Raw genomic sequence first — 24,157 nt, 5'->3', positions numbered from 1 at the left:
CCGCGCAATTATTAATCGAGAGTGGCGGCTGGCAAACAATGATGATGTCGGAAGTAGCAGGACTGAAATCTATAAAAAACGGCCTTGGTGGTCTTTTGCACAGCTGCAGCTCATCGCTGCCGGCATTTTGCGCGCGCGTGTTACTCGGGATGATGCTGTCGCTGGCCTTCGGCCAGGTGGCAATGGCGGATTCCTTCAAAGTGTCCGATTTCGAGACCACACCGGGCACTCCCGGTACCCCCGCTGGTTGTGTCATCGATGGGCCCTATGCCTCGACCACCGATGGCAGCGGCCGCACCATGGCACCCAGTGACCAGCTCTCGATCGACCGCTCCTGTACGGTAAAGAACTTCAGCTGTGACAATCCACTCGGGTCGACGCTGAACTTTGCCGGTGCTCCGGACGGTACCCTGATCGTTTTCGACAATGTCTGCTACTCGGGCAACTTTGCCTGTGCCAATGTCTCCGGCAGTGTGTCGGTGTGGGCGGTTAACGGCTCGGACTTCAGTACGGTCAAGGCGGGGTGCCAGGATCTGGTCATCCCGGTGGAAAAGATCGACAAGCAGGCCACAGACCTGAATGGCAACCCCATTTCCTCGGTGTCAGTCGGGGTGCCGTTTGTCTACACGCTTAACGTGCCGGTGCTGTATGACCCGGTGAATGGCACCGTGCTGCAAACCGCGGGCTCGCTCAACAATATCCAGGACATCACCATCTGGGATGACCTCTCCACCGCGGCGCTGGGCGTGGACCTGAAAGTCCTCGGTGTGAGCGCCTACTACGGCAGTACGCCGATGGTGCAGGGCAGCGATTACACCCTCAATTACATCAACGGCAGCGCCAATAACCCGGGCAAGCTGGAACTGCAGATCCTGAACCCGGAGACGCTGCCCGCGGGCTCGCAGGTGCACTTCGAAATTGAGTCGGTACTGAAGAACACCGCCAACAACTACATCGGCAAGTCGTTCATCAATACCGCCGAGTGGCAATTTGCCCGCGAGATCGACGGAACCTTCTACGATCCGCTGCCGGGTGAAAACGGCGTTGCCGAGCTGCTGAGTATTTCCAGCCCCGACCTGCAGATGACCAAGAGCACCGGTGCCACTGCAGTCAATTTCTCCGATACGCCCAGCTACACCCTGAGTGTGCAGAATGTGGGCGGTTCGCCGGCGTGGGATATCGTGGTCGAAGACCAGTTGCCGCAGGGGATGCGCGCCGCCGATCCCTCCTCGAGTGTGCAGGTCACCCTGGCGGGCAGCGCGCTGACCGAGGGCAGCGACTACACCGTGTCCTACAACTCCGGGCAGGGGCTGTTGACCATCGAACTGACCGACGCGGCCGGCGGACTGGCGGCGAACGGGATTCTGCAGGTGACCTACAGCGGCCAGCTGGACCCGCAGGGCTCGCCCGCAGAACCGGCCAATGGTGATGTGCTGGACAATGTTGCTGCGGCCACTGCCTGGTACAACGACGCGAGCACCAATAGCAGCCGCGTCGGTTTCACCGGGCAGCGCACCGACGGCACGCCGGGGACCGACGACGAGCAGGACACGGCGTCGGTGCAGGTGGCGTTGTCCGGGTACTATTTCGAAAAGACCGTCACCAACGAGACCACCGGCAGTTATCCGGCGACCAGCGCCGCGCCGGGCGACCAGCTCACCTACAACATCCACCTGTTCAACGTGGACCAGAACATCAGCGATATCCGCGTGACTGATCCGCTGCCGGCTGAGCTGGTCAACCCCACGGTGGTGGCCTGCGAGATCGATGGCACAGCCGCGGTCACCGTCGATCCGGTGTGCACGATCAGTGCCGGTCAGTTGCTGGTCGAGGGCGTCGGTGGCGCAGTGCTGTCACTGCCGCAGGGCGATGACCTGGTGATTCAGTTGCGGGCGACCGTAGACAGCAGCGTGCCGAGCGGCGGCACCATCGAGAACCAGGCCTCGCTGGAGGCCACCGGCATCACCTCCGTGGACCCGGTGCCGACCAGTTATCCGAGTGACGATCCGTTCGTCAACGGCATTTCCGACCCGACCACGCTCGGGGACGAAGATGTCACCGTGGTGACGGTAGTGCGCCCGGGGCCGCTGCAGAAACTGAACCCGAGCGATACCGATGCGGCCATCGGCGAAACCTTCAGTTACACCATCACCGTACCGGCGACGCCGGTGGCCGGACCGCTGTACGACGTGCAGGTAAAAGATAGCCTGCCGTCCAATCTCGAATTTGTCGGTGCCAGCGCCGCGGTCAACGGCACCAACTACACCCTCAGCAATGGCGGCAACAGCACGGATCTGGTGCTGCGCAACACGGTCACCGGCCTGGATATTCCCGCGGGGGAGCAGGCGCAGGTAACGCTGCAGGTGCGCCTGAAAAACGATCTCGCCAACCAGGACGGCACCACGTTCAGCAATACCGCCAGCTATACCTACAGCCGTTCCCAGGGCGGCAGCCAGAGCGATGGCTCGGGCACGGCGGATACCACTGCACCGATGACCGTGGTGGAGCCGGACCTGTCCTCGGCCAGCAAAACGGTAGTCAATGTCACCCGCGGCGGCAGCGCGGCGGCGCAGGGCGGCGACACGCTGGAGTACACGGTCACCCTGCCAAACAACGGCAACTCCACCGCCTACGATGTCTCTATCACCGACACACTGCCTGCCGGCGTGTCGCTGGTCGCCGGTTCCGCCCAGATTAATGGCAGTGCTTCAGCGCCGGCAGTCAGCGGCAACCAGCTGATCTGGGGACGCGACCGCGGCGATGAATCGCTGGACATTGCCGCGAGCAGTTCTCTGGTGCTCACTTACCAGGTGCAGGTAGACAGTGTCGACGGCAGCGACCTGGTCAACAGTGTCATCGCCGACTGGACCTCACTGGATGGCGCCGTGGCCGGAGAGCGCAGCGGCAGCGATGCCCCCGACACGGCCGCCCTGGACAACTATTTTATTGCCCTGTCCAGCGCGCCGCTGGCCACGCAGGACACCACCGGCTTCGCCAAAACAGTGGCGTCCGACAGCTGGGACGACAGCTTCAGTACGGCAGACGACCGCCAACTGCGCGTCGGCGATACCGTCACCTACCGCTTGACCCTCGATCTGCGCGAGGGCCAGACCGAGGCGGTACAGGTGACCGACGCACTGCCGGATGGCCTCAAACTGGTTACCTCCAGCCTGACTTACGCGGGCAATATCAGTTTCACCCCGGTCGCCCAACCCGCCGCCGGCGCCACCGGTACGCTGACCTGGAATCTCGGCGATATCACCAACACCCCGGATGCGGACGACACCAACGACCAGCTGGTGATCGAGTATCAGGCCGAAGTCGTCACCGACACACTGACCCAGGCGGCCACCACCAACCTGCCTAACAGCGCGCAGATGACCTATACCGGCGCCGCCGCGCCGAAGTCGGCCAGCGCCGACATCGACGTGTTGCAGCCGGTGCTGAGCAGCATCGCCAAAACCGGCACGGTCACCGACGGCAGCAACCCGGTTGCGGTGAGCGGCGACGGTTCCCAGGCCAATCCCTTCCAGGTGGATCTGGCCAGCCAGCAGATGCAGTTCCACCTCGAGAGCTGTAACAATGGCGACGCGCCGGCCTATAACGTCGCGCTCGGCGATACCCTCGCCAGCCAGCTGGACGAGGCCGACCTGGCGACGCCGCCGGCGCTGGCCATCGACGGCACCGCCGTGGCCGCGGCCGATTTCGATTACACCGCTCCCGCCCGCGGCGGCAGTTTCAGTATCGTCCTGCACGACAATGTGCCGCTGCCGGCGGGTCAGTGCCTGACGCTGGACTACAACGTCGGCTTCCACACCGATGTCAGCGCCACCAGTGCCTGGAGCAACGGTGCCGCGCTGAAAAATTACTGGTCCCTGCCGGGTACCGCCGGGCAGGAGTACACCGACGGCAGCGTCGACCGGGTGTGGATGATCAATAGCAGCAACCCGCAGCCGCCGGTCAAAACCCTGTTGTCGCCGAGTAGCGTAGCCACCATCGGCGAGTCGGTGACCTACACCATTGCCGTGCCCGCCGACAATATCGTGCGCAATAACCTGGTAATTACCGACACGCTGCCGGCAGCGCTGGTCTACGACAGCGCCGCGGTTACCGTGGGCGGCAACCCGGCCTCCGCTACCGACAACAGCAGTGGCCAGAACATCAGTCTGAGCCTCGCCAGCGTGGCCGCCGGGCAGCAGGTGCTCGTCACCCTGACCACCCATGTGGCCAACAGCAGCGGCACCAATGCCGGCGATACCTTCAACAACAGCGCTTCCTACATCTACGACGGCGGCACTGCGCTGGCGAGTGCGCCCTCGGCGACGTTGACCATCGTCGAGCCGGAGGTCAGCGTCGACAAATCCGTATCCCCGGACACCACCGCCCAGGTGGGCGACATACTGACCTACACAGTGCTGTTGCAGGCGCAAGACGGTGCCAATTACTCCACCGCCTTCGACCTGGCGCTGGTGGACAGCCTGAGCACCGGCCTGCAATACGTGCCCGGTTCCGCCACCATCGACGGCGCCGCCAGCGAACCGACGGTGAGCGGCTCGCCACAGGTACTGACCTGGCCGGCCCGCGACATGGTCAAGGGGCAGCTGGTCAAAGTGGTCTATCAGGTGCAGGTCCAGGACAATGTGTCACCGGGGCAAGTGCTGGGCAATGTGGCCACCGCCACCTGGACCAGCCTCAGCGGCAGCGACAGCAACGAGCGCGACGGCAGCGGCGGCTACAACGACTACCGGGCCTCCGACAGCACCAACGTAGGCGCGCCGGACAACACCACCCTGGCCAAGGCACGGGTGTCGGATACCTTCGGTGCCGGTGACGACGCGCTGCGCGTGGGCGACCGGGTGGATTTCGCCCTGACCCTCGGCCTGCAGAAGGGCACCCACAACAACCTGCAGCTGGCGGACAGCCTGCCGCTGGGCATGGTGTTCGAGCAGGTCGTGAGTGTCAGTGAATTCGGTGTGGCCGGCACCGCCGATCCCACCGTCAGCGGCGACGGTATCAGTACGCCGCAGAAACTGACCTGGAACTGGAGCTCGCTGACCAACCCGGCGGGCAGCAGCAGCGACGAACTGAAGATTGTCTACCGCGCCCGGGTGGCCAACGACACCCTGGCCCAGAACCCCACCAATCAGCAATTGCTCAACAGCGCCACGCTGGATTACACCGTTGCCGGCGTTGCGGCGCCGGGCAAGACCGCCGAGGCCACCGCGGCGCTGCTGCAGCCGCAGCTGTCGGTCGCCAAGAGCGTGGCTACCGCGGGCGGTGACAGCGTGGTCGTTGCCGGTGAAACCGCCACCTACACGGTCGCGGTCACCAACGAAGGCGCCGCGCCGGCCTACGATCCGGTGGTGCTCGACACATTGCCGCCGGGCATGCGCCAGAATGGCGGGCCCAGCACCGTGTCGGTTTCAATGGGCGGCGCAAACCTGCCCGCGCTGGCGCCGGTCTATGACGCCGGCAGCGGCACCGCGCGCTGGGACTTCAACAGCGGCGGCGCCGACACCTACACCATCGCGCCGGGCGCCACCCTGACCCTGGTTTACCAGGTCAGTGTCGACACCAATGTCGGCGCTGGCCTGACACTGGTCAACAGTGCGCAGGCGGAACGCTATTTCTCCTTCGACGATGAAGCCGTGCCCGCCGGCGGCAGCGTGGACCAGCGCCAGCAGTACGGCCCCAGTGCGCCGGCCAGCGCCACCCTCACCACGCCCGGGCCGGGCGTGCTGAGCAAGGTGGCGGCACAGAGCAGTGTCGCTATCGGCAATCAGCTGACCTACACCCTCACCGTGCCCGCTACACCGGTGGATGTGGCGCTGCAGGATGTGCAGATTCACGATGACCTGGCAGCGACCGGAGTGGACCTGGGATTTGTCGCCGCCACGCTGGGCGGTGTTGCGCTAACCAATAGCGGCACTACGGACAATTTGCTGCTGTCCGGCACCGGCGGCGGTATCGATATCCCCGCGGGCGGGCAGGTGGAAGTGCAGGTGACCGTCGAGGTGCTGAACACGGCCAACAACCAGAGTCGCACGGCGCCGTTCGTCAACCACGCCTGGTACGACTACGACAATGGCGTCGCGCGCCAGGGTGACGACGCCAGTACCGGCGGCGACGCCGACCCGGTCACCATCGTGCACCCGGAGCTGGTGGTCAGCAAAACCGGCCCGGCGTCATTGCACGTGGGCACGCCGGACAACTTCACGCTCGATGTGCAAAACACCGGCGAGGCCCGCGCGTGGAATGTGACCCTTACCGACTGGCTGCCCAACCCGACCCCGGGCGGTATCTGCGACGCCCAGCCGGTGATCCAGACGGCGGTGATCAACAGGGCCGATGGCTCCAGCGTCAATCTCGCCGCCAGTGATTTTGCCGTCGGTTTTACCTCCGGTACGCCCACCTGCGAGTTTTCCGCCACGCTGCAAACCGACGACGCGCTGGCGCCGGGTGATCACCTGATCCTGAGTTACCAGGTGCAAGCGGACGCGGACAACATCAACGGCAGCACGCTGGTGAATATCGCCGGCGCTACCCAGTGGTTCAGCGCGCCGGCGTCATCGTCCGAGCGCTACGCCTACCAGCGCCAGCTGACCGACGGCACGCCCGGTGTTGTGGATCACCAGGACAGCCACCAGTTCACGCTGGAGGCGGCGATTCTGCAAACGCGCAAGAGTGTCTTCAATGTGACCACCGGCGCGACCGGAAGCGAAGCCAGCCCCGGCGATCGTCTGCGCTATACCATCGAAATCCAGAATGTCAGCGACGTGCCGCTGGCTGACTTCAGCCTCAGCGATGAGCTGGACCGCCTCAATGGCGTGGCCAGCTTCGCGGCCGATTCGCTGGCGATGGTGCAGGCACCCGCCGGTGCCAGTGTGACGATCAGCGGCAGTGGCGGTGCCAAGGGCAGTGGCCTGCTGCAAGTCGATCATCTGGATATCGCCGCGGCGGGGCAGCCCGGCGACACCCTCACCATCGAGTTCGAGGCGACGCTGGTACCGGTGATCAGCAGCGGCACGGTGGTGCTGAACCAGGCCCAGCTGAGTATTGCCGGCGCCGTGTTCGGGGTGAGCGATGACCCGCAGAAAAGCGGCGCCGAGGATCCCACCGAAACACTGATCAGTTCCGCGCCGGCGATCGAGGTCGAAAAGACTTCTGCGGATATCAGCGGGGATGCCGACCTGCTGCTCGCCGGCGATACCCTGCGCTACACCCTCCGCGTGGAGAATACCGGCAGTGAAAATGCGGCCAAGGTCACGCTGCGCGACCTGGTACCGGCCAATACCACTTACACGCCCAACTCCACCACGCTGAACGGTGCCGCGGTGGCGGATGTCGACGGCACCACGCCGCTGGCTGCGGGCATGTCGATTCATTCCGGTGGCGAAAGCGATGGCGTGGTCATCGCCGCGGCCAGCGGCGCCGAGCCGGTCGTCATAACGTTCGATGTGACTATCAATGATGTGGCCGACGGCACGCTGATTTCCAACCAGGGCTTCGCCAACGGCGATGGCGACGGCAGCGGCGCTTTCGAAGAGGCGCCGTCCGACGATCCCGACACCAGCGCTGCCGATGACCCGACCGTGGATATTGTCGGCGATGTGCCGCTGCTGCTGGTGCGCAAAACCGTGGAGATCGCCGAGGACAACCTGACCGCGGGTCTGGTCGATCCGGGCGATGTGCTGCGCTACACCATCACCGTGACCAATACCGGCGGTGTCGACGCCAGCGATGCGGTGCTGAGCGACCCGCTGCCGGCCAACACCAGCTACGAAGCCGGCACCACCCAGCTGAACGGCATTGCGGTAGCGGACGATGGCGCGGCGTCGCGCCTCGCTGCCGGTCTGCCAATCTCTTCCGACGACCTGACGCCGCCACTTCCCGGCGCCGGTGAGGGCGTGATCAGTTCCGGGCAGAGCGCCACCGTGACGTTCGAAGTCCGCGTCAATGCGGGCACCGCTACCGGTACCGTGATCAGCAACCAGGGCAGTGTCGCCACCGCGGAGCTGCCGCTGGCACTGACCGATGCCGACGGCAATCCCTCCAACGGCGCCCAGCCGACGGAAATTGTTGTCGGCGACGCGCAGCAGTTGTCGATCACCAAGGAAGTGGCGGTGGTCGGCGGCGGTGCCGCGGAGGCCGGCGCGACACTGGAGTACCTGGTCAAGGTCACCAACATCGGCGCAGTGCCGGCCACCCAGGTGGATATCAGCGATGACCTGTTGCGCGCCGGTGACGGCGTGCTCACCTACGTGGATGGCTCGGCGCAGCTGAATGGCCAGGCCGGCGGTATCAGTGTCAATGGCTCGCTGATCAGTGCGGATTTCGCCGGCAGCTTCGGTGAGTTGCCGCCGGATAAAACCGCTACGCTGCGCTTCCGCGCGCGGCTTGCCAGCAACCTGGCGATCGGGTTCAGCGTGGTGAACACCGCCGCCGTGCAGTGGAACGATCCCGCTTCCAGCGCCGAGGCCAGCGCCGCCATCGACCTGGGCGGTACCCCGGGTATTGCCAACCTGAGTGGCTACCTCTGGCACGATGTGAATTTCAACGAGCAACTGGATGGTAACGAACGCCCGCTGCAAAACTGGAGTGTGGCGCTGTATTTCAACAATGCGCTGCAGGAAACCGTGCAGAGTGATGAAAACGGATTCTTCCAGTTTAGCGGCCTGCTGCCGAACAGCACTTCCAGCGCGACTGCCGGCGGCGCCAGTTACCAGCTGCGCTATTCGGCGCCCGGTGCCGGTGCCAGCACCGCGTCACTGGGTAACGGCAGCTCCGACTTCAGCAACGGCCCGCAGCAGATCAGCGATATCTATATCGGCTCCGGTACCAATCTGCAGAACCTGAATCTGCCGCTGACCCCCAACGGGGTAGTCTACGACGCGGTGCAGCGCCAACCGGTGGCCGGTGCCATTGTCACCATGCTCAGCGCGCGCACCGGCCAGGCCCTGCCGGAGCGTTGTTTCGATGACGACAAGCAGCAGAACCAGGTCACCCGCGCCGGCGGCTACTACAAGTTCGATCTCAACTTCAGCGACGCCGCCTGTCCGCCCAACCGCGACTACCTGCTGCAGGTGCGTATGCCCGGTGAGGACTTTGTCGCCGGTGAATCGCAGATCATCCCGCCGCAGACCAACGCCGACACCGCCGGCTTCGATGTGGCCGCGTGTCTCGGCAGCCCCGCCGACCAGGTGCCCGCCACCGCGGAGCACTGCGAAGTGCAGGTCTCCGAACAGGCGCCGGCGCTCGACGTGGACGCGCGCGATGCGGGCACCAACTACTACCTGCGCGTGCGGCTGGACGACAACCGCATCCCCGGTGAGAGCCAGCTATTCAACAACCATATCCCGGTAGACCCGCAGCTCGGTGGTGCCCTGTCGATCACCAAAACCGCCGCGCTGCTGAACGTCACCCGCTCGCAGCTGGTGCCCTACACCATCACCTTCAGCAATACGCTGGGGGTGCCGCTGAGCGACCTGCGCCTGGTGGACTTCTTCCCCGCCGGCTTCAAGTATGTGGCCGGCTCCGCGCGGGTGGACGGCCGCGCGATCGAACCGCAGGTGGACGGCCTGCAGCTGGTGTGGCCGGACCTGCGCGTGCAACCGGACCAGACCCGCACGGTGAAACTGCTGCTGGTGGTCGGCTCCGGTGTCGGCGAAGGCAAGTACGTCAACCGCGCGCGCATGTTCAACCAGTTGTCCGGGCAGCAGGCCTCCGGCGAGGCCTCGGCCACGGTGCGCGTGATCCCCGACCCGACCTTCGACTGCACCGACGTGATCGGCAAGGTCTACGACGACAAGAACCTGAACGGCTACCAGGACGCCGGCGAGGGCGGGGTAGCCGGTGCGCGGCTGGTCACCGCCACCGGCCTGCACGCCACCACCGACGCCCACGGCCGCTACCACATCACCTGTGCGGTGGTGCCGAACCGTGATCGCGGCTCCAACTTCGTGCTCAAGCTGGACGACCGCAGCCTGCCCAGCGGCTACCGCCTGACCAGTGAAAACCCGCGGGTGGTGCGCGCCACGCGCGGCAAGATGATCAAGGTCAACTTCGGCAGCAGCCTGCACCGGGTGGTGCGCCTGGACCTGGCAGAGGCGGTGTTCGAGCCGGGCACCACCGAGCTGCGCCCACAGTGGCACTCGCGCACCGAGCTGCTGCTGAAAAAACTGAGCGAAGCGCCGTCGGTGCTGCGGCTGTCGTACCTGGCCGAGAACGAGGCCCCGGACCTGGTGGATCGGCGCCTGCAGGTGATGAAGGCGAAGCTGGCCGAAGAATGGGCGCACAACTACGGCGATTACGAGCTGACGATTGAAACCGAGGTCTACTGGCGGCGCGGAGCGCCGCCGGGCAGCGAGGGACTGGAGTGATGTTCTCTTGTGAAGACGGATTGAATAAGACGGAAAATGGAATGAAACGAATCAATACCGGGGAATCAACCAGAGCCGGAGCGGCCCGCTGTGGCCGCGTCCTGCTTGCGACGCTGCCCCTGGTCGTGTCCCTGGCGACACCTGTCGCGGCACAGGAAAGTGCTGACACAGCCGAAACCGCGCAAACGCAGCAACAGGCCGCCTGGTGGCAGGTGTGGAAAAAAATCCCCGGCCTGTCGCCGGAAGTGCAGGAGCCGCAAGCACAGTTCGAAGAGTCTCCCGTGGGCCACAACACCGAAACCATGCTGCTGGGCCAGCCGCGCCGGCAGTGGGTGCAGGACCCGACGCTGTACAGCGAAGCGCAGCAGCCAGTGGTGGAAGACAACGCGATCGATCCGCTGCCCTACAGCGCGGTGGACGATGCCGTGCCCGCAGAGGCGCTCGAGGCACTGAAAGCCAAGATCGCCGCGCTCGGCGACACAAGCACGGTGAAACTGCATTTTATCGGCCACACCGATGCCGATCCGCTGCGCCCGCAGCAACTGGCCGAATACACGGATAAAAAAGCCTTCACCCGCGCGCGGGCGAAATACGTGGCGGACTATGTCCAGCTGGCGCTGGACCTGCCCAAGGACGCGGTCAGTTTCGAGGGGCGCGGCGACGCGGAGCCGCTCGCGGACAATATCACCAGCGTTGGCCGCGCACAGAACCGCCGCGTGCAGGTGCAGCTCAGTTACCAGCCGGCGGACGCCAAGTCCGAGGCCGAGGCGCAGCGCGCCCAGGCGCTGCAGCTCAACCGGGTCAAGGTGTGCCGCCAGGAAACCGTTTGCCGCCTGCATTACAAGGCCGGCAGCCAGCAGCGCGCGCGGTTGAAAAACCTGGTCACGCCGCTGCGCTGGCAGCCGGGGCAGGTGGACCTGCCGGAGGCCTTCGTGCGCCGCATCCGCGAAGTGCGCGCCAACCTGGCCGACAAGAAAAACCTGGTGATTCATTTCGTCGGCCACACCGACGGACTGCCGCTGCCGGAAGGGCCGGCCAGGCTCTACAGCGATCAGATGGCGCTGTCTCGCGCCGAGGCCAGAAGAGTCGCGCTGGCAGTGCGCGACGCGCTGGGCCTGCCGGCCGATGCGGTGACCAGCAGCGGCAAGGGCGACACGCAACCGATCGCCGCCAGCGACACGCCCAAAGGCCGTTCGCTCAACCGCCGCGTGGAAGTGGAATTCTGGTACGACGATCCGATGGAAACCGCGCTCGACGGCGTGCAGGCCTGCCCCGAGGCGGCCAGCGCGGAAACCATCACCATCGCGCAGGAATCGCCCACCGGCCCGATTGCGCCGATCCGCTTCGAAAACGGCGACCCGGTGATTTCCCCGGCGCAGGTGGAGCATATTCGCAAGGTCATGGCGGAAGTGGCGAACAAGACCAATGTGCGCGTGAGCTTTGTCGGCTATACCGATAACGAGCGCATGGAGCGCCGCGAGGCGATGGTTTACGGCGATGATGTCGGCCTGTCCCGCGCCCGCGCGCGCCGCGCGATGCAAGCGGTACAGCAGCAGCTGAACCTGAGCGATAGCCAGGTGGAATTCGAGGGCCGCGGTTTCGTGCAGTCCGACGATGTGGTGGCCACCGGCTTTATCGCCCCCGACGGCGCCCGTGTCGAAGTGCAGGTACTCTACGATGAGCTCGCGGTGCTGGCGGACCAGGACCGCATGGATATCGAGCGCATCAATCGCGAGGCACTGGCACACAATCCCTACGCCCTGAACCTGATGCGCATCACCGTGGACGGCACGCCGGAATACGATCCGTACAAGAACTCCGCCGATCTGCAGCGCTGTACCGATGTGGCGCTGGAGCAGGCGCATATCCAGTTCCGCTTCGACAACAAGAAGATGTCGCCGCGCCTGAATGTCAGCGCCTGGCCCAACACCATCCGCTACGCCGACGATCCCGCTACGGAAATTGCCGACAACCGCGTGCAGTTCCAGAGCTACACCAACTACCCGACGTTTATCCGCAAGGCCGAGGTGCGCCTGTTCGAGGAAGACCAGTCGGTGCGCGACAAGCCGCTGGCGGTGGTGCCGCTGGATCGCAACGGCCGCGGCGCCTGGGCGGCGGATTTCGACGCGTTCCAGGCACCGCTGAAAAAACTGCAGTACCTGCTGCGGGTATACGATGACAACGGCCGCTACGACGAGACCAAGCCGCAGACCCTGTGGCTGGTGGACCGCGTCGATCCACCGCAGAAGGAAACCAATCCGGAGAAAGAGCTGCTGGTCGGCTACGGCGAGAATCGCCTGGCGCGCCAGCAGATCCCGCTGGACGGCAATACCGTGCTGGTCAATGGCTCGCGCATTCCGCCCGAGCACACCGTGTGGCTGGCGGGTAACCCGGTACCAGTCAACGATCAGGGCGAGTTCGTCGCCGAGCAGATTTTCACCCGCGGCCTGCACACGGTGGAAGTGGCAGTGCTGGATCCGGAGGGCAACGGGGACCTGTACCTGCGCGATCTGAAATTCGCCAATGACGACTGGTTCAGTGTCGGTATCGCCGATTTGACCATCGGCGTCGACGACACCAACGGTCCGGCGGCGCTGGTCACCGGCGACCAGACCCACTACGACAACTCGGTCAGCTACGACGGCCGCCTGGCGTTCTACACCAGCGGCGGCTTCGGCGACGGCTGGCGCCTGGCGGCCAGTGCCGACACCGAAGAGGGCCCGGTGGACCAGCTGTTCTCCAATTTTATGGAGAAGACCCCGGATGCGCTGTTCCGCCGCCTGGACAGCGATCTCTATTACCCCACCTTCGGTGATGATTCCACCGTGGCAGAGGACGCGCCCACGTCCGGCAAGTTCTACGTCAAGCTGTCGCGTTTCGACGACTACGGTATGTGGGGCAATTTCAAGGCCGCCTACACCGACAACGAACTGGCGCAGATCGACCGCGCCCTCTACGGCGCTGATGGCCACTACGAGAGCGACGCCACCACCAGCTTCGGCGAGAAGCGCTTCCAGATCGACGGCTTCAGTGCCGAGCCGGGCACCATTGCCGGGCGCGACGAGTTCCGCGGTACCGGCGGCTCCCTGTACTACCTGCGCCACCAGGACATTCTGACCGGTTCCGAGCGCCTGCGAGTGGAAGTGCGGGACAAGGATTCGGGCATCGTGCTGGCGGTGAAAAACCTGACCCCGGTGATCGATTACGATGTGGATTACATCCAGGGCCGCGTGCTGTTGAACAAGCCGATGTCGGCGATCGCCAACGACAACCTGCTGATCCAGGACGGCTCCTACAACGGCAACCCGCAGTACCTGGTGGCGCGCTACGAGTACACGCCCGGCTTCGACAATATCAGCACGCTGGCGGTGGGCGGCCGTGCCCAGTACTGGCTGGGTGATTACGTCAAGCTCGGGGTCAGCGGCACCCAGCAGAATGAAGAGGACAACGAAAGCTCGCTGCACGGTGTCGACCTGACCCTGCGCAAGAGTGCCGGCAGCTGGCTGAAGATCGAGGCTGCCGACAGCCAGGGCGGCAACCTGGACAGCACCTCGTCTTACGACGGTGGTTTCAGCTTCAATGCCGACAACCCGGTGGATCCGCAGGCCAAGGCCGGCGCCGCGCGCGTGGAAGGCAGCGTGCAGCTCAGTGACTTCCTCGACGGCTCACGCGGTTCCGGTACCTTCTACCACCAGCAGCGCGACGCCGGCTTCTCGGCGCCCGGGCAGCTGGTGTACGGCGATACCACCCAGTACGGCGCCACGGTCAATGTGCCGGTGGGCAACCGCGTGGATGTGGACCTGAAAGCCGACAGCAAGGAACAGCAACTGGGACTGCAGACCTCCGCGCTGGACCTGGCCGTGGGCTATCAGATCAATGACCGCTGGCGCCTGACCACCGGCGCCCGCGCCGACAGCCGCGAGGATTTCTCGCCGGTGGTGCCCGCCACCCAGACGCAGGGCGACCGCACGGATATGGCCGTGCAGGCGGCCTACGATTCCGGCGAGAACTGGAATGCCTATGGTTTCGTGCAGGGCACCGTGGATGCTAACGGCACCCGCGAGGAAAACAACCGCGCCGGTTTCGGCGGTTCCTACCGGGTCAGCGAACGCCTGAACCTGGACAGTGAGTTGTCCGGTGGCGATACCGGCACCGCGGCGCGCCTGGGCACCGATTACCTGGTGACCGATCGCACCAATCTCTACCTCAACTACACCCTCGATAACGAGCGCACCGACACCGGGCTGCGCTCGCGCAAGGGCAACATGAGCACCGGCTTCCGCAGCCGCTACTCGGACAGCCTCAGCGTCTACGGTGAGGAGCAGTACACCCACGGCGATGTGGCCACCGGCCTGACGCATGCTCTGGGCATGGACCTGGCGCCGAACGACCAGTGGACCTACGGTACCTCTGTGGAGGCGGGCAAGCTCGAGGACCCGCGCACCGGCGCCAAGACCGATCGCCGCGCCCTGGGGCTGAATATGGGCTTCAGCGACGGCGATATCCGCGTTGCCTCGGCGGTGGAGTACCGCACAGACAATATGGAAACGGCGCTCGACGCCATCACCGTGACCGAGAATGAGCGCAAGACCTGGCTGCTGAAAAATACTGCCAGCTACCAGATCAATCCGGACTGGCGCGTGGTCGGCAAGCTGAATTACTCCGACAGCCAGAGCTCGCAGGGCGAGTTCTACGATGGCAAGTTCACTGAGGCGGTGATGGGCTACGCCTACCGCCCGGTGGACAACGACCGCTGGAACACGCTGCTGAAGTACACCTACTTCTATAACGTGCCGACCCGCGACCAGGTCACGGTGCAGAACACGGCGGCCGAGTTTATCCAGAAGAGCCACATCGTCTCGTTGGATGCCAGCTACGATCTCAACCGTCACTGGACTGTGGGCGGCAAGTACGCCTACCGCCTCGGCCAGTTGAGCCAGGATCGTCAGGATCCGCAGTTCTTCGACAGCCGCGCCAGCCTCTACGTGCTGCGTGCCGACTGGCACTTCGTCAACCGCTGGGACCTGATGGTGGAGGGGCGCATGCTCGACCTGCCGGACGCCCAGGACCGTCGCAGCGGCGCTCTGCTCGGTCTCTACCGCCACGTGGGCAAGCACCTGAAGGTGGGTGTGGGTTACAACTTCACCGACTTCTCCGATGACCTGACGCAGCTGGATTACGACAGCCAGGGTGTGTTCCTGAACGTGATCGGCAAGCTGTAATCAATGCAGGACGTGCCGCGTGCATGCGCGTGTTTTGCGCGCGCGGCACGTCCCGTAAAAATACGTGGCACGCCTGGCAAAAAATTATAAAAGTCGCGATGGAAAAAGTTATCGATATTTTTCCCCAAACGACTGGACTTGTCGGGGCTCTATCACTAGAATGCGCAGCCTCTTCGGTGCTCGGGGATTCCGGCGCCAGCAGTTGCAACTTTACCAGGGTGCAGCTGTACAGAGTTGTTGCGGGGTGGAGCAGCCTGGTAGCTCGTCGGGCTCATAACCCGAAGGTCGTAGGTTCAAATCCTGCCCCCGCTACCAAATTTTAAAAAAGGGCCCGATGGGCCCTTTTTTTATTTCCCCTTTTTGTTTGCCCATCCTGCGCCGAGCGATCCCTGGCGTCGCGATACAGTCTTGCCAGTCCGGCAACCGTGCTGAAGCACTCGGTGCGCCCGGGCCGGGTTGATGGCAGTCTTCACTTTGGCCGCTCCTCTCCGTTGCGAAACAGCAGCTCCACCCGCAGTCCATCCGGGCCGCGGACGAACAGTTGCCGGTCGCCACTTTCGGGCACGCTGGTTTCGCGAAAATCCGCGCGCCCGGCCTCAAGTCTCGCTCGCAGTGTTTCGTAATCGCCACCTTCCAGGGCCATGTGATCCACGCAGCCGTCACCTCCGATTGCGGGCACTTCGATCAGGTGGATCAGCGGCTCGCCATCGCTGTAGAGCCAGGCGCCGCGGCTCTGAAATGGAGGCCGCGCGCCGACTTCGAGGCCGATCAATTCGCGCCAGAAGTGTGTCATGGCGTCGAGATCGGTGGTGCGCACCAGTACGTGATTAAGTTGCATAGTCAGTCTCCCGCTATTGGGGCCCCGTGATCGGGGCTGTCTCCTGTTGGGTACTCTGTCGCCGGTGTCGCGTCGCGCGCGGGACGAGGTGATTTTGACCTGTTAGTCGGGGGGTTCCGGTGTAACTACCGGGGATTGTATCTATGCCTGGCGGCCGGCAGATCAAAAATTCTGTCTGGCGTCGTGCTTTCTATCTATACTGTGAAGCGTGCGCCGGGGGTGGCGTTCGATTAAATGCCAGATGTGGCTTGACTCGATACCGCGTCGCCCCTAGAATGCGCAGCCTCTTGAGCGGTTGGGGCAACCCGCTGCAGGGAGCAGGAATTACCAGAATCTGCTTTCCAAAAGAGTTGTTGCGGGGTGGAGCAGCCTGGTAGCTCGTCGGGCTCATAACCCGAAGGTCGTAGGTTCAAATCCTGCCCCCGCTACCAAATTCAGGTCTCAGAGAAGGGTGTCCCAGCTCTGGGCGGCATGGCCGGGCGAAGGTTGCAGCTTTTGCTGGACTCGCTACCAAGTTTGTATTCGCGCATACTGGCTGCGTGAATACGCGGTCAAAGCCCCTGTCAGGGGCTTTTTCGTATCTGCCGAAAAAGTTGCAGATACCTGTCGAAGTGGGCCGTGGGCCCATTTTTTGTTTGTGTCTACTGGAAATCGTAAATGGCAAGCAAGCGCGAACGGCTGGAGGGGCTCCTGGCCCCGGTAGTGGCATCGCTGGGCTGTGAACTCTGGGGTATCGAGTACCAGACCCACGGTCGCAGTGCGCTGCTGCGTATTTTTATCGATTCAGAGGACGGGATTTCCGTCGACGACTGCGAAAAGGTCAGTCGCCAGGCGAGTGCCGTGCTCGATGTAGAGGATCCTATCGGCAGCAAATACACTTTGGAAGTGTCCTCGCCGGGTCTGGATCGTCCACTGTACAAGCTCGATCAGTTCGAGCGTTTTGCCGGCGCCCAGGTGGAAGTGCGCCTGCGTATGCCGCTGGATGGCCAGCGCAAGTGGCGCGGACTGCTGGCGGGCGTCGAGGGCGACGAAGTGGTGTTGCGCGTAGATAGCGAGAACGAATACCTGTTGCCGATCGATAGCATCGAGAAGGCGAACGTTATTCCCCAATTTAAAAAATAGCGTCTGCCTGCAGGCGCAATGAAGCTTAAAGTAGCTTTTTAGTAGAGGCACAGCTGCATGAACAAAGAGATCTTGCTGGTAGCCGAGGCGGTTTCCAACGAGAAGGGCGTTGACCAGGATATTATTTTCCAGGCAATCGAGGCGGCTCTGGCAACAGCCACCAAGAAGCGCTACGACGAGGATTCCACCATCCAGGTGATCATCGATCGCAGGTCCGGCGACTACGAGACTTTCCGCAGCTGGGAAGTCGTAGACGACGATACCCTGGCTGAGCTGGGTACCCAGTTCACCCTGGAAGAGGCGCACGAGAAAGATCCCGAGCTGAGCGCTGGCGACGTTTACCGCGAACAAGTGGAGAACGTTGAGTTCGGCCGTATTGCGGCACAGACTGCCAAGCAAGTGATCGTGCAGAAAGTGCGCGAAGCCGAGCGCGCCAAGGTGGTGGATGAGTATCGCGATCGCGTCGGCGACCTGGTCAGCGGCACCGTCAAGAAGGTGACGCGCGACTTTATCGCTGTGGACCTGGGTAATAACGCCGAGGCGCGCCTGCCGCGCGACCAGTTGGTGGGCCGTGAAATCTTTCGTCTCGGTGACCGTGTCCGCGCCATCCTGCTGGAGATCCAGCCGGAGGCGAGGGGCCCGCAGTTGATGCTGAGCCGCTCCTGCCCGGAGATGCTGATCGAGCTGTTCCGCATCGAAGTGCCGGAGATTTCCGAGGAGGTCATCGAGATCAAGGGTGCCGCCCGCGATCCGGGTCTGCGCGCCAAGATTGCCGTGACCACCAATGATGGCCGTATCGATCCGGTCGGTGCCTGTGTCGGCATGCGCGGTGCGCGTGTACAGGCTGTATCCAACGAACTGTCCGGCGAGCGCGTGGATATCGTGCTGTGGGACGACAACCCGGCCCAGTTCGTGATCAACGCCATGGCGCCGGCGGAAATCGAGTCCATCGTGGTCGACGAAGACGCCGGTTCCATGGACGTGGCCGTCGCCGAGGAAAATCTTGCCATGGCCATCGGCCGCAGTGGCCAGAACGTGCGTCTGGCATCCGAGCTGACCCAGTGGCAGATCAATGTGATGAGCATCGACGAGTGGCAGTCCAAGCAGGAAGCCGAGTCGGGCAGCATCATGGAAACCTTTATGGCGCGCCTGGATATCGACGAAGACGTCGCCGGTGTACTGGTTGAAGAAGGCTTTACCACCCTCGAGGAAGTGGCCTATGTGCCGATCGAGGAAATGCTGGACATCGAAGGCTTTGACGAAGAAATCGCCGAAGAGCTGCGCGCCCGTGCCAAGGATGCGCTGCTGACCCAGGCGTTGGCTTCCGAAGAGCAGCTGGATGCCTCTGAGCCGCAGGAAGACCTGCTCAATATGGAAGGAATGGATCGCCACCTGGCCTACTTGCTGGCCAGCCGTGGTGTTGCCACCATGGAGGACCTGGCGGAACAGGCGGTGGACGACCTGCTCGATATCGAGGGCGTGGACCAGGAGCGCGCTGCCGCCCTGATCATGAAGGCGCGCGAACCCTGGTTTGCCGAAGACAGCGGCGAGCAGGCGGAATAAACTTTGTCCCGGTGATTTGGGCTGTTAGCGTTCAGCGCAACGGGCAGGACCGGGAAACGCAATTGGATAGACGGGGCCAGCGCCATTGCTTTGAAGCAGCGGCGCGGCGCAGCGGGCAGTCGTGCGACAGATAACGATTAGCTCCACCGACCAAGACTTTTAGGAGAGAGAATGGCCGAAGTAACAGTTAGCGAACTCGCAAAATCGGTTGGTGCCACCGAGGATCGTCTGCTCAAGCAGATGAAAGAAGCGGGTTTGTCTCACACCTCTGCGGATGCAGTGGTGTCGGACGAGGAAAAACAGGTCCTGCTCAACTTCCTGAAAAGCAGTCACGGGGAGCAGGAGGCAAGTCCGCGTAAGATCACCCTGAAGCGCAAGACCACGACGACGCTGAAAACCGGCTCTGGCACCGGCCGTAAAACCGTAAACGTGGAGGTGCGCAAGAAACGCACCTATGTGAAGCGCCCGCAGGAAGAGCAGGAAGCGGAAACCGAAGAGCTGCAGGCGGCGCAGGCCGAACTGGATAAGGCGCTGGAGGAGCAGGCCGCTCTGGAGAAGGCCCGCGCGGAGCAGGCCGAGCGCGAGCGCGCTGAAGCCGAAGCGGAAGCCAAGGCCGCTGCAGAGGCGGCAGCCGCTGCCGCGGAGCAGGCCGCTCCGGCCGCAGAGCCGGAAACACCGGCAGAGCCCGAAGCCGAGCCCGCAGCGGAAAAGGCCGAAGAGAAAAAGTCCGAGCCGGCGCCACAGCCAGTGCGTTCCAGCTATGTCGATGACATCGAGGCCATGCGTATCGCCGCGATGGAGCGTCGCAAGCAACAGGTCGAGCAGGAAGCACGGGAGCTGGAAGAGAAGAAGGCCCGTGTCGAGGAGGAGCGCGCTCGCGTCGAGCAGGAGAAGAAAGAGAAGTCCAAAGCTGCCGAGGCAGTGAAGCCGGCCCTGCGCCGCAAGCTGGAAACGGTTCCGGAAGAGCGCGCGCGCGACGACGACGAGCCGCGCAAGCGCCGCGGTCGCCGCGGCGCCAAGTCGGGCCCGAAAAAGTCCAGCAAGACCTCGCTCTATGATCAGGCGCTGGAGGTCTTTGAAGACGAGTCAGAAAAGCGCAGCACCCGTTCGCTGTCGCGTCCGACTCTGAAAATCAAACCCACACACGGCTTCAAGAGGCCGACAGGAAAGCAGGTGTACGAAGTTCAGTTGGGTGAAACCATCACCGTCGGTGAGCTGGCCAAGCAGATGAATATCAAGGCCGGAGAGCTGATCAAACGCCTGATGAAAATGGGCGAGATGGTCACCATCAACCAGAGCCTGGATCGCGATACCGCGCAGTTGATCGTCGAGGAAATGGGCCACAAGGTGGTTTACGTTTCCGAGACCGCGCTGGAGGACAGCCTGGTCGCCCAGGCCCAGCAGGTCGAGGGCAAAGAAGTATCCCGCGCGCCGGTAGTGACCGTCATGGGTCACGTCGACCACGGCAAGACCTCACTGCTGGATTATATCCGCAAGACCAAGGTCGCCTCGGGCGAAGCTGGCGGCATCACCCAGCACATTGGTGCCTACCGGGTGAAGACCAGCCAGGGCGAGGTGGCCTTCCTGGACACCCCGGGACACGCCGCGTTCACCGCCATGCGCGCCCGCGGCGCCAAGGCCACCGACGTGGTTATCCTGGTCGTGGCCGCGGACGACGGTGTCATGCCGCAGACCGAAGAGGCCATCACCCACGCCCGCGCTGCCGGCGTGCCGCTGGTTGTCGCCATCAACAAATGTGACAAAGAAGGCGCGGATCCGGATCGGGTCAAAAACGAGCTGGCCGCGAAAGATGTGATCCCGGAAGACTGGGGTGGCGATACGCAGTTCATCAATGTGTCTGCGCACACCGGCGACGGTATCGACGCGCTGCTTGAAGCCGTCTCCCTGCAGGCGGAAATGCTGGAGCTGAAGGCCAAGGTCGATGTGCCGGCCACCGGCGTGGTGATCGAGTCGCGCCTGGAAAAGGGCCGCGGTGTGGTTGCCACCCTGCTGGTGCAGAACGGCGAGCTGAAGCGCGGCGATATCGTCCTTGCGGGCCAGAGCTATGGCCGCGTGCGCGCCATGACCAACGAGCTGGGCAAGCAGGTCAAGGAAGCCGGACCGTCCACCCCGGTCGAGTTGCTGGGCCTGGACAGCACGCCGGACGCCGGCGACGAGTTCCTGGTAGTAGCAGACGAGCGCAAGGCCCGCGAAGTGGCTGAGCAGCGTGCCGAGAAAGAGCGCCGCGAGCGTATGCAGCGCCAGCAGGCAGCCAAGCTGGAGAACATGTTTGCGGACATGGAAGCCGGCGAGCGCAAGGTGCTGCCAGTAGTGATCAAGGCCGATGTACGCGGCTCCCTGGAAGCAATCCTGAGTGCGCTGGCGGACATTGGTAACGAAGAAGTGTCGGTCAATGTGGTCTCCAGTGGTGTCGGCGGTATCGCCGAAAACGACATCAACCTGGCCCTGACCTCCGGCGCCATCGTTATCGGCTTCAACACTCGTGCCGATGTTGCCGCGCGCAAGCTGGCTGAGCAGGAAGCGGTGGAAATCCGTTACTACAGCGTGATCTACAATCTGCTCGACGAAGTGAAGCAGGCGCTGTCGGGCATGCTGGAGCCGGAACTGCGCGAGGACATCATCGGTATCGCCGAGGTCCGCGATGTATTCCGCTCGCCGAAGTTTGGCGCTGTCGCCGGCTGTATGGTTACCGAGGGTATCGTGCACCGCAACAAGCCGATCCGCGTGCTGCGTGACAACGTGGTGATCTACCAGGGCGAACTCGAGTCCCTGCGTCGCTTCAAAGACGATGTGCAGGAAGTGCGCAACGGTATGGAGTGTGGTATTGGCGTGAAGGACTACAACGACGTCAAGCCCGGCGACCAGATCGAGGTCTACGATATCGTCAAGGTCGCCCGCGAGCTTTAATCGACCAATCGCCTGAGAGTCAGGTTCCTACATCCTCTATCGAGGCCTGGGAGCCTGACTTACGGGCGCAAGCCATTCATATAGGTAACCGATGGCAAGAGAATTCCACCGCGCCGACCGGGTCGCCGACGCCATGCGTCGCGAGCTCGCGCAGCTGATCCAGCAGGAAGTGCGCGATCCGCGCCTCGGCATGGTCAATATCAACGATGTCGAGGTGAGTCGTGACCTGGCCATGGCCAAGGTGTTTGTCACCTTCGTCGGCGAGGACGACCGCGCCAAGATCAACACCTCGATGGAGGTGCTGAACAAGGCTGCCGGTTTCCTGCGCAGCCAGCTGGCGCGCTCCATCCAGATGCGTTCTGTCCCCCGCCTGCATTTTCGCTACGACGAAACCTCCGTGCGTGGTCAGGAGCTGTCCGCGCTGATCGACAAGGCGGTCAAGTCTGATCGCAGCCATCATTCGGACGACGAGGAAGGCGAAAAGTAACCGATGGGCCGCAGACCAAAATGGGGTCGGCCGGTCAACGGTGTGCTGTTGCTGAACAAGCCCGCCGGGATTAGCGCCAACGACGCCCTGCAAAAAGCCAAACGCCTGTTTTTCGCCAACCGCGCCGGTCACACCGGCGCGCTGGACCCGCTCGCCACTGGCGTGCTGCCGGTCTGTTTCGGCGAGGCGACCAAGTTTTCCCAGTACCTGCTCGATGCCGACAAGCGCTATCGCAGTACCTTCTGTTTTGGCATGACAACCGCCAGCGGCGATGCCGATGGCGATGTGCTGGAGAGCCGAGATGCTTCCGGCCTGACCGAACAGGCGGTGCTCGACGCGATGGACGCGTTCCGCGGCCGCATTCAGCAGGTGCCCTCGATGTACTCTGCGCTGAAGCACAAGGGCCAGCCGTTATACAAGCTGGCGCGTCAGGGTGTGGAAGTCGAGCGCGAGGCGCGCACGATAGAGATTTTCGAGTTCGAGTTACTGAGCTTTACCCCCGGGACCCATCCCCGTGCGGAAGTGGAGGTGCTCTGTTCCAAGGGCACCTATATCCGCAGCCTGGCGGAAGATCTGGGGCAGGCCCTCGGGGTCGGCGCCTATGTCGACCAGCTGCACCGCAGTGCCGCCGGCCCCTTCGACGAGGCGGATGCCATCACCCTCGACGAGCTGACCGAAGAGCGCGGCGAGGGCAGGGCGGAAGTGCTGGATCACCACCTGCTGCCGATGGATTCTCCCGCCTCGGGTCTGCCCAAGCTGACCCTGCCGGATGAGTCTGGTTACTATGTGCGTCAGGGGCAGCCGGTAATGGATCTGCAGGTCTACCGTATCGGAGAAGAAGGTGATATGGTGCGCCTCTTCCTGGAAAATGGCGATTTTCTGGGCGTTGGAGAGATTACCGACGACGGGTGCGTGGCACCGCGGCGTCTGGTAAGTGGTCTCTGACAGGTTGTTGAAAAATGCCGTCCTTGGCATTTTTCAACCCGGGTTTGCGGCACATGTCCGCAAACCCTCCACGACAAATCAAGCACTTACGTGCTCGATTAGCGGCCCGGCCTTCCATGGCCGGGTTAGCAAACCGACTAGCCAGTCTGAAAACATGCTCGGGCTGGCCGAATCGTTTATTTAAGCATGTTACGACGAGGTATATCGTTATGGCACTGACTGCCGTTGAAAAAGCAGCAATCCTGAAAGAGCACGGCCAATCTGAAGGCGATACCGGTTCTCCGGAAGTCCAGGTAGCCCTGCTGACCGCCAACATCAACAAGCTGCAGGGACACTTCTCTGCACACAAGCAGGATCACCACTCCCGTCGTGGCCTGATCCGCATGGTAAACCAGCGCCGCAAGCTGCTGGATTACCTGAAGAAAAAGGATCTGAACCGTTACGCACAGCTGATCGCCAAGCTCGGCCTGCGTCGCTAAGACCCTGGAATGCCCGCCACTGGCGGGCATTCTTCTATTTACCTGCTGCCGGAAAGTAACGTCCCTGTCACTTTCCGGCAGTCGCGTCCAAAAGGCGAGCGCCGAAGTATCATTCCGCTGGCTTGTGGACGCTGGCGCCGGCGGTGCATCCGTGCACCGCTGATCGACTTGCGGGGAAGTGACATTTCGGTCAC

Annotated in this window: 9 protein-coding genes and 2 tRNA genes; 10 read left to right on the top strand and 1 reads right to left on the bottom strand. The window is 63.3% G+C overall.

The features are described 5' to 3' along the window. Positions 1-95 precede the first annotated feature (95 nt). The 3 genes from ABDK11_RS14970 to ABDK11_RS14960 all read left to right on the top strand — a co-directional run bounded on the left by ABDK11_RS14970 (position 96) and on the right by ABDK11_RS14960 (position 15,916). A complete protein-coding gene (locus ABDK11_RS14970) occupies positions 96-10,379 on the top strand; it encodes an isopeptide-forming domain-containing fimbrial protein (protein WP_346837319.1) in 10,284 nt (3,427 codons plus the stop codon). Between the two features lie 41 nt (positions 10,380-10,420). Then, the gene (locus ABDK11_RS14965) at positions 10,421-15,601 is read left to right on the top strand and encodes a flagellar motor protein MotB (RefSeq protein ID WP_346837318.1); all 5,181 of its coding nucleotides are present in this window, start codon (positions 10,421-10,423) and stop codon (positions 15,599-15,601) included. A 238-nt stretch (positions 15,602-15,839) separates the two neighbouring features. Next, positions 15,840-15,916: transfer RNA gene (locus ABDK11_RS14960), tRNA-Met, on the top strand. Positions 15,917-16,070: 154 nt separating this feature from the next. Here ABDK11_RS14960 and ABDK11_RS14955 read toward each other — a convergent pair. Continuing rightward, positions 16,071-16,439 (bottom strand): VOC family protein, encoded by a 369-nt coding sequence (locus ABDK11_RS14955; protein ID WP_346837317.1) that lies wholly within the window; start codon positions 16,437-16,439, stop codon positions 16,071-16,073. A 354-nt stretch (positions 16,440-16,793) separates the two neighbouring features. On the opposite strand from ABDK11_RS14955, the gene ABDK11_RS14950 reads away from it, so the two are divergent. The 7 genes from ABDK11_RS14950 to rpsO all read left to right on the top strand — a co-directional run bounded on the left by ABDK11_RS14950 (position 16,794) and on the right by rpsO (position 23,963). Beyond that, positions 16,794-16,870: transfer RNA gene (locus ABDK11_RS14950), tRNA-Met, on the top strand. Between the two features lie 226 nt (positions 16,871-17,096). Further along, the gene (gene rimP / locus ABDK11_RS14945; protein WP_346837316.1) at positions 17,097-17,561 is read left to right on the top strand and encodes a ribosome maturation factor RimP; all 465 of its coding nucleotides are present in this window, start codon (positions 17,097-17,099) and stop codon (positions 17,559-17,561) included. Positions 17,562-17,618: 57 nt separating this feature from the next. Continuing rightward, complete coding sequence (nusA, locus tag ABDK11_RS14940; RefSeq protein ID WP_346837315.1) at positions 17,619-19,124, top strand: transcription termination factor NusA; 1,506 nt, start codon at positions 17,619-17,621, stop codon at positions 19,122-19,124. Positions 19,125-19,295: 171 nt separating this feature from the next. Further along, positions 19,296-22,052, top strand: coding sequence for a translation initiation factor IF-2 (infB, locus tag ABDK11_RS14935; RefSeq protein ID WP_346837314.1), 2,757 nt, complete (start codon positions 19,296-19,298; stop codon positions 22,050-22,052). A gap of 91 nt (positions 22,053-22,143) precedes the next feature. Continuing rightward, a complete protein-coding gene (gene rbfA / locus ABDK11_RS14930) occupies positions 22,144-22,539 on the top strand; it encodes a 30S ribosome-binding factor RbfA (RefSeq protein WP_346837313.1) in 396 nt (131 codons plus the stop codon). Positions 22,540-22,542: 3 nt separating this feature from the next. Next, a complete protein-coding gene (gene truB, locus ABDK11_RS14925) occupies positions 22,543-23,484 on the top strand; it encodes a tRNA pseudouridine(55) synthase TruB (RefSeq protein ID WP_346837312.1) in 942 nt (313 codons plus the stop codon). 209 nt (positions 23,485-23,693) lie between these two features. After that, positions 23,694-23,963: a 30S ribosomal protein S15 gene (gene rpsO, locus ABDK11_RS14920; RefSeq protein WP_346837311.1), complete on the top strand. Its 270-nt coding sequence runs from the start codon at positions 23,694-23,696 to the stop codon at positions 23,961-23,963. Positions 23,964-24,157: the final 194 nt, after the last annotated feature.

Source organism: Microbulbifer sp. SAOS-129_SWC (genome assembly GCF_039696035.1).
GTDB lineage: Bacteria > Pseudomonadota > Gammaproteobacteria > Pseudomonadales > Cellvibrionaceae > Microbulbifer.
Note: the sequence above shows the minus strand (reverse complement) of the source record. Positions and strands in the feature narration are given on the sequence as shown.